The sequence below is a fragment of the Geodermatophilus chilensis genome (assembly GCF_002802985.1).
GTDB lineage: Bacteria > Actinomycetota > Actinomycetes > Mycobacteriales > Geodermatophilaceae > Geodermatophilus > Geodermatophilus chilensis.
In genome coordinates this window covers 1-6,869 of the sequence record NZ_NVPT01000229.1, presented here as the reverse complement: position 1 = coordinate 6,869, position 6,869 = coordinate 1, and the positions used below count along the sequence as shown (strand labels likewise).

The 6,869-nt window shown below is 78.2% G+C and carries 6 protein-coding genes; 3 read left to right on the top strand and 3 right to left on the bottom strand.

The features are described 5' to 3' along the window. Window positions 1-102 precede the first annotated feature (102 nt). Entirely contained in the window at window positions 103-1,896 is a 1,794-nt protein-coding gene (locus CNO22_RS24795; RefSeq protein WP_100501919.1) for a glycosyltransferase family 2 protein, read from the bottom strand. After that, window positions 1,893-3,089: a glycosyltransferase gene (locus CNO22_RS24790; RefSeq protein ID WP_232807331.1), complete on the bottom strand. Its 1,197-nt coding sequence runs from the start codon at window positions 3,087-3,089 to the stop codon at window positions 1,893-1,895. Before CNO22_RS24790 ends, CNO22_RS24795 begins: the two co-directional genes overlap by 4 nt. Window positions 3,090-3,183: 94 nt before the next feature. On the opposite strand from CNO22_RS24790, the gene CNO22_RS24785 reads away from it, so the two are divergent. Further along, the gene (locus CNO22_RS24785; protein WP_100501917.1) at window positions 3,184-4,290 is read left to right on the top strand and encodes a glycosyltransferase family 9 protein; all 1,107 of its coding nucleotides are present in this window, start codon (window positions 3,184-3,186) and stop codon (window positions 4,288-4,290) included. Next, on the top strand, window positions 4,287-5,378 hold the full coding sequence (locus CNO22_RS24780) for a glycosyltransferase (protein WP_100501916.1): 1,092 nt from the start codon (window positions 4,287-4,289) through the stop codon (window positions 5,376-5,378). The genes CNO22_RS24785 and CNO22_RS24780 overlap by 4 nt, the downstream gene beginning before the upstream one ends. Here the strand turns inward: CNO22_RS24780 and CNO22_RS24775 are convergent. Then, window positions 5,287-6,318 carry a Brp/Blh family beta-carotene 15,15'-dioxygenase gene (locus CNO22_RS24775; RefSeq protein WP_100501915.1) on the bottom strand — a complete coding sequence of 344 codons (1,032 nt, stop codon included), beginning with the start codon at window positions 6,316-6,318 and terminating at the stop codon, window positions 5,287-5,289. The genes CNO22_RS24780 and CNO22_RS24775 overlap by 92 nt on opposite strands. A gap of 210 nt (window positions 6,319-6,528) precedes the next feature. Between CNO22_RS24775 and CNO22_RS27990 the strand changes: the two genes are divergently transcribed. Further along, window positions 6,529-6,705 carry a hypothetical protein gene (locus CNO22_RS27990; RefSeq protein ID WP_157937112.1) on the top strand — a complete coding sequence of 59 codons (177 nt, stop codon included), beginning with the start codon at window positions 6,529-6,531 and terminating at the stop codon, window positions 6,703-6,705. The last annotated feature ends 164 nt before the right edge of the window (window positions 6,706-6,869 follow it).

Sequence of the window (6,869 nt, the reverse complement as noted above, 5' to 3'; positions counted from 1 at the left end):
GCCCCCTCCTACCGGAGCTCCGTTGCCCTCTTCGACATCGACACGCCCACTCCGCCGCGTCCTTGACACCCGGCCGCCGCAGCTAACTACATGGCTTTGGGGCTAGACCACCGAGCGGAACAGCTGCACCACGCGGTCGGCGTGCGCGTCGAAGGTGTGCTGCTCGCGCACCGCCAGCGCCGCCGCGGCACCCCGCCGCGAGGACAGCTCCCCGGCCAGGACGTCGGCCACGTCGTCGGCGGACCGGTAGAACAGTCCGGTCCCGTCGCGGCGCAGCACCCGCTCCACCGACACCCGCGACCCCGGGTTGGCCTGCTGCAGCAGTGGCAGCCCGGCGGCGAGGTAGACCGGCAGCCGGGCGGGGGAGTTGAGGTCGTCCCACGTCGCCAGCCGCAGGTCCCCGCCGTTGGCGCTGTCGAAGCGGTGCAGCCACCCGGCGTCGTAGCGCGACAGCTCGCGCACCCAGTCCTCCGGCCCGACCGGCGGGTGCACGTGCACGAACCCCGGCGCGGCGGCGAGCGCGGCGTCGAGCCAGCCGGTCCACGAACCCTTCGGCCCCGGCGCCTGCACCTGCCCGTAGAGGTGGGTGTGCACACCGCGCGTGGCCAGCCCGAGCACCCAGTCGAGGTCCAGCCCCGACGGCCGGCCGGCGACGACGGTGTGCGGCTGCCCGTCGGCGTCCGACAGCTTCGGCGTCGGTGGCGCGTCCAGCCAGTCCCGCTTGGGCAGGTCGCCGTCCAGCACCCCGAACCGGGCGGGGTCGACCCGGCCGGACAGCGCCAGGGCGAACCAGTCGCGCTCCTCCTCGGTGGCGAAGAGGGACGCCGAGGCCCGCGTCACCAGGTCGGCCAGCAGCGGCCACTCGCCGCGGACGACGCTGCGCTGCGGCGCCTCCTTGAACGTCCACACGAACGGCAGCTCCGGGAACGCCGACCGCACCCCGTGCGCGAACGGCACCGCCCGCCAGTTCAGCTGCGCCCACACCACGTCGGGCGCCAGCTCCTGCACGGCGGAGCGCCACTCGTCGCGGTCGAGGTCGGGCACGTGCCCGAACGGCAGCGGCCCCACGGTGGCGTCGCCCAGGCCGTCGGTCGTCCAGAGCCCGGTCAGCCGGTGCCCGCGCTCGGCCAGGGCCAGGACCCGCTCGGGGTTGAGCGCCAGCTCGCCGACCAGCAGCACGGAGAGCCCGTCCGGTGCCTGGGGATACGTCCGCGACCGGAACCGCGCGTACCGGCCGACCTCGTCGACGTCCCCGCCGTCGGTGGAGGCGAAGCGCAGCGGCTCACGCACCCGGTAGCGGCTGCGGAAGACGTTCAGCCCGCCGTCCCGCGACTCGCGCAGCGCCGCCGAGCGCTGGCCGGGGTGGCGGGTCCAGGAGCAGGTGACCCGGCCGGTGTCCGCCGTCCGCTCGGGCAGCCGGTCCCACAGCAGCCGGCCGAGGTCGTCGCTCTCCAGTTCCGCCCGCTCGGTCCACCGCTCGGCGGTGACCCGGTGCGCGACCTGCACCAGCTGCGCGTACGGGGTGTCCGACGGCTCGGCCAGGCGGGACACCGCGATCCCGACGTCCGGGTCGACCAGCCGGTCGAGCAGCGCATCCAGGTGGTCGGGGGACCAGACGTCGTCGGCCGGCAGGTAGGCGACCAGCGGGGTGTCCAGCGCGTCGAGCCCGGCGTTCAGCGTCGCGCCGAGCCCCCGGTTGTCCGCCCACCGCACCAGCCGCACCCGCGGGTCGCCCAGCCCGCGCACCACGTCGGCCACCGCGGCGGCGTCCGGTGAGCCGTCGTCGAGCACCAGCGCCGTCCAGTCGGCGTGGGACTGGGCGGTCAGCCCCTCGAGCGCGCGGGGCAGGAAGGCGGCCTGGTCGTGCACCGGCACAAGCACGCCGACCGCCGTCACGCCGCGACCTCCAGCGCCGTCCCTCCCCGCACCCCCGCGTAGACCGCCGCGACCCGCGCGGCCAGCCGCGGCCACGCGTATCCCGCGGCCCGGGCACGGGCACCCGCCGACAGCCGGGCCCGCAGAGCGGGGTCGGCGGCCAGCCGGTCCAGGGCCGCGGCCAGCGCGTCGACGTCCCCCGGCGGCACGAGCAGCCCGGTCTCGCCGTGCCGCACCACCTCGGGGATGCCGCCGACGTCGCTGGCGACCACCGGCAGCCCCGAGGCCAGGGCCTCGGTCAGCACCGAGCCCATCTCCTCATAGGCCGACGGCAGCACCAGCACGTCGAGCGAGGCCAGCACGGCCGGGACGGCGGTGTGCTCGACGAACCCGGTGAGGTGCACCCGCGGGAGGCCGGCCGCCAGCGCGTGCACCCGCGCCCGGTCCGGGCCGTCGCCGACCACGACCAGGGACGCCGGCTCGCGCATCCGCCCGAAGGCCTCGACCAGCCGGTCGGCCCGCTTCTGCGCGGCCAGCCGGCCGACGTAGCCGATCCGCGGCCGCGCCACGTGCGGGAAGACGTCGGGGGAGTCGCCCGCGAAGAGGGCCGGGTCGAAGCCGGAGGGGATGGTGTGCACCCGGGCGGCCGGCACGCCGTCGGCGGCCAGCGCGGCGGCGGTCCGGTCGGTGAGGACGACGACCGCGTCGGCCCGGGCAAGCGCCGACCGCTCGACCCACCCGCCGAGCGCCCGCAGCAGCCGGGTGCGCGGGCCTCGGCCGGTCAGCGTGTGCCCGACGCTGCAGTGCACGGTGACCACCAGCGGGCAGCGGTGCCGCCGCGCGGCGAGCCGGGCCAGCGGCAGGGTGGCGAGGTCCTCGCCCTGGTGCGCGTGCACGACGTCCACCGGCCGCGCCGGCCGCCGCAGGACGACGCGCAGCGCGTCCAGCGCCCACAGCTGGCGCAGCCGCGGCAGCGGCAGCCCGGTGCGGTGGACGACGGCGGAGCGGCCGAGCCGGGTGGCGCCGCGCCGGCCGGCCAGGCGCGAGGTGACCACCGTCTGCGCGTGTCCCTGCGCGTCCAGGCAGCGGGTCAGCGTGGCGGTGTGGTTCTGCATGCCGCCGATCGGGTCGTAGCGCGCGGCCCGTCCGTCGACGCGCACGGGCTCGAACACGCTGCACAACCGCAGCACGTGCGGCGTGCCGGGGTCGATCACTAGGCCTCCCGCACGCATGGGACCTGCCGGTTCTGGACAGGACCCGCAGTACAGCAGACCCGGCGGGCTCCCGCCGGGGGAGAGGAGCGGGCAGGTGGGCGGACCCCTCGCCGACCCGGCGGTGCGCCGGGTGGCCCTCGTGCGGCTGCGCGTGGGTCTCGGTGACCTGCTCTGCTCGCTGCCCGCGCTGCGCCGGTTGCGCGCCGCGCGGCCCGACCTGCACGTCAGCCTCGTCACCTGGCCGGAGACCGCCGCGGTCGTCGAGCGGATGGCGGACGCCGTCGACGAGTTGCTGCCCTTCCCCGGGGCGGACGACGTCCCCGACCGTCCGCCGGGACGCGTGCCGGACCCGGCGGCGTGGGCGGCGTTCACCGCGGCGGCGGCGGGACGGCGCTTCGACCTGGCGCTGCAGGCCTACGGCGACCGGCCCGCGGCCAACCGGGTCACCGCGGCGCTGGGCGCCCGGCTCGTGGGCGGCTTCGCCCCGACCGGCTGGGAGCCGCCGCCGGGCACCGGGCACCTGCACCTGCGCTACCCGGAGCACCTGCACGAGGCCGAGCGGCACACCCGGCTGCTCGAGCACCTCGGCCTGCCGCCGGCCGGCCCGCCCGAGATGGCCTTCCCGCTGACGCCGGCCGACGAGGCCGAGCACGCGGGGACGCTGACCCGCGCCGGCCTGGTGCCCGGCGGCTACGCCGTCCTGCACCCGGGCGCCTCCTCGCCGACGCGGCGCTGGCCGGCCGAGCGGTACGCCGCCGTGGGCGACGCGCTGGCCGCCGACGGGCTGGCCGTCGTCCTGACCGGCGGGCCGGGGGAGCGGGCGGTCGGCGCGGCGGTGGCCGCCGCGATGCGCGCCCCGGCGGTCGACCTCACCGGTGCCACCGGCCTCGGCGGGCTGGCCGCGCTGCTGCGCGACGCCGCGGTACTGGTCGGCAACGACACCGGCACCGCGCACCTGGCCGCCGCGGTGGGGGCCCGCAGCGTCACGGTCTTCCTGCCGGGCGACCCGGTCCGCTGGGCGCACCGTGGTCCGCGGCACCGCGCGCTGGTCGCGGACGTCCCGTGCGCGCCCTGCCCGCACCTGGTCTGCCCGATCGACTTCCGCTGCGCCGACTCGGTGCGGCCCCGGGACGTGCTCGCCGCCGCCCGCGAGCTCGCTGCCGGCCATTTCCGCGGAAATCGCCGGGAGGGGGTCGCGTGAACCGGGTCTCGCTGGTCTGCGACTCCGAGAACTGGGGCGGCGCCGAGGTCTACCTGACCCACCTGCTGCGCCGCGCCGGCGACTGCGGCTGGGCGACGTCGCTGGTCTGCGCCGAGCCGCTGGTCGGCCGCTTCACGCCGCTGCTGCCGCCCGACCGGCTGGCTGTCGTCCCGCTGGTCCGGCACTCCACCGCCGCACCCGCGGTCCGGGCCGCGCTGTCCGCGCAGCGCCCGGACGTCGTGCTGGTCAACCTCGTGGACCCGGGGTCCAACGCGGCGGCGGTGGCGGCGGCGCTCGCGGTCGCGCCCACCGTCGGCGTCCTGCACCTGCCCGGCGACACCGGGACGGGGGAGGAGCGGGCGCACCTGGCCGGGCTCCACCGCGCGATGGCCGCCGTCCTGACCCCCGCCTCCGGGGCCCGCGACCAGCTCGTCGGCGACCTCGGCGTGCCCGCGGACCGGGTGCACGTCGTCCCGAACGGCGTCGACGTGCCCGCCGACCCGACCGGGCCGGCCGGGCGGGCGGTGCCGCGGATCGGCGCGCTGGGCCGGCTGACCGCGCAGAAGGGCTTCGACGTGCTGCTCGACGCCGTCCGCGCGTTGACCGGGGCGGGGGTGCCGGTCGAGGTGGTGGTCGGCGGCGAGGGGCGGGACGGCGACCGGCTGCGCGCCGCGGCGGCCGGCCTGCCGGTCACCTTCTGCGGCTTCGTCGACGACGTCCGTGGCTTCCTCGCCGGCCTCGACGTCTTCTGCATCTCCTCCCGCCGCGAGGCGCTGCCGCTCGTGCTGCTGGAGGCCATGGCCGAGGGGCTGCCGTGCGTGGCCACCGACGTGGGGGACGTCGCGCTCGCGGTCGGCGCCGACGCCGTCGTCGTCCCCCCGGAGGACGCCGGGGCGCTGGCCGCGGCGCTGGCGGGCCTGCTCGCCGACCCGGCGGCGCGGGCCGAGCTGGGCCGGCGGGCGCGGGCCCGGGCGGTCGCCGACTTCGACGCCGGGCTCATGGCCCGCCGGACGTTCGCCCTCCTGGACCGGTGCCGGTCGACTCCAGGCGGTCGAGCCAGCCGACCACCAGGACGTGCGGGAGCGTGAGCGCGGCAAGCACCGGCACGTCGGTGGCCACGAACGCGCGCCACCCGCCGGCGGCCTCCCACAGCAGCGCGAGGACGACGAGGACCGCCGCGGTGGGCAGCGCCGCCTGGACGGCGAAGCGCCGCAGCGGCCGGGCCAGCCGGCCGGCGACGAGGTCGGCGCGGGCGCCGGGGTCCTCGGCGACGACCCGGGCCACGTGCCGGACGGCGTGCCAGCAGCCGAACCACACCCCGAACGCCGCCAGCGGCGGGACCACCAGCACCAGCGCGGTCAGGACGCCCAGCTCGGCGGCGTCCAGCCACCGGCGGGCGGCCAGCAGCGACGCGGCGAGCGCGGCGGTGGCCGGGAGGACGGCGCCGAGGACGACGGCCGTCAGCTCCGGCGGCAGCCGTCCGTCCGACCCGGGGACGACCGCGGCGACGACGGCGGCGGTCTCCTCAGCGCCGCGGACCAGCGGGACGAGCAGCACCAGGGCCCCGACGACGAGCGCCGCGGCGAGCCGGCGCCGCACCGGGTGGCCGGCGCGCAGGTCGGCGAAGGCGGTCTCCCCACTGCCGAAGTGCCACACGGAGACGGCGACGAACGCCAGCAGGGCCGCGCCGGGGGCGGCGCGGAACGCCAGCCACCCGACCGCGGCGAGCACGGCGTAGCCGGCGGCGAACCCGGCGAGCACCGCCGGCCGCCGCCCCGACCGGAAGCCGGGGACCAGGTGGTCCACCGCCCCGTGCGGCAGGCCCAGCAGCAGCCCGGCCACCAGCACGACCGGCGCCGCGTCCCCCCAGCCGCCCGGGAGCGTCAGCTCGACCAGGCACGCCGCTCCCGCCGCCCCCAGCGAGACCCCGGTCGCGGCGCGGACGGGGCGGGCGAGGGCCTGCCCGGGCGGCAGCCCCTCGGGCGCCGGGGCGGACGCGCCCCGGCGCCCGAGGGCCGGCGAGGCCACGGCTCAGCCGTCCCGGGACGCCGTGCGGGTCGCGCCGGACCGCGCACCGTTGCGGCGCCCGGCGCGCTCGTGCTCGTGGTGCTCCATACCGCGCGGCCGGTACCCCTGCGTGGAGTGCCTGCGTGGAGTGCCCCACCCATCGCCATCAGGCAGCCGAGGGCGTCCGCTCCGGCGGGTGTGCGGGCCCCCGCCGCGGGGAACCGGACACCCATGAGCAAGAAGACCAACCAGCAGGAGCAGCAGGCCGCCGCACGCCAGGCGAAGAAGGAGGGGATGTCGCCCAGCGAGGCCGGTGTGACCACCGGTGCCAGCAAGCAGATGCGGCACGTCAGCAAGGGGGACAACCGGCACGAGAACTCGAGCGCGCAGGGCAAGAGCAAGACCTGATCCCGGGCTCCAGCCGAGACCGAGCGCCCCGAGAGAGGACACCCATGGCCATCGCCACGATCAATCCCGCCACCGGTGAGACGCTGCAGACCTTCGAGCCGCTCTCGGAGGAGGCCGTGCAGGAGCGGATCGCCCGTGCGGCTGCCGCGTTCGAGGGCTACCGG

Bases quoted from the DNA above. Each gene is read 5' to 3' on its own strand.
- CNO22_RS27990 (WP_157937112.1), top strand. From the start codon at position 6,529: ATGAGCAAGAAGACCAACCAGCAGGAGCAGCAGGCCGCCGCACGCCAG.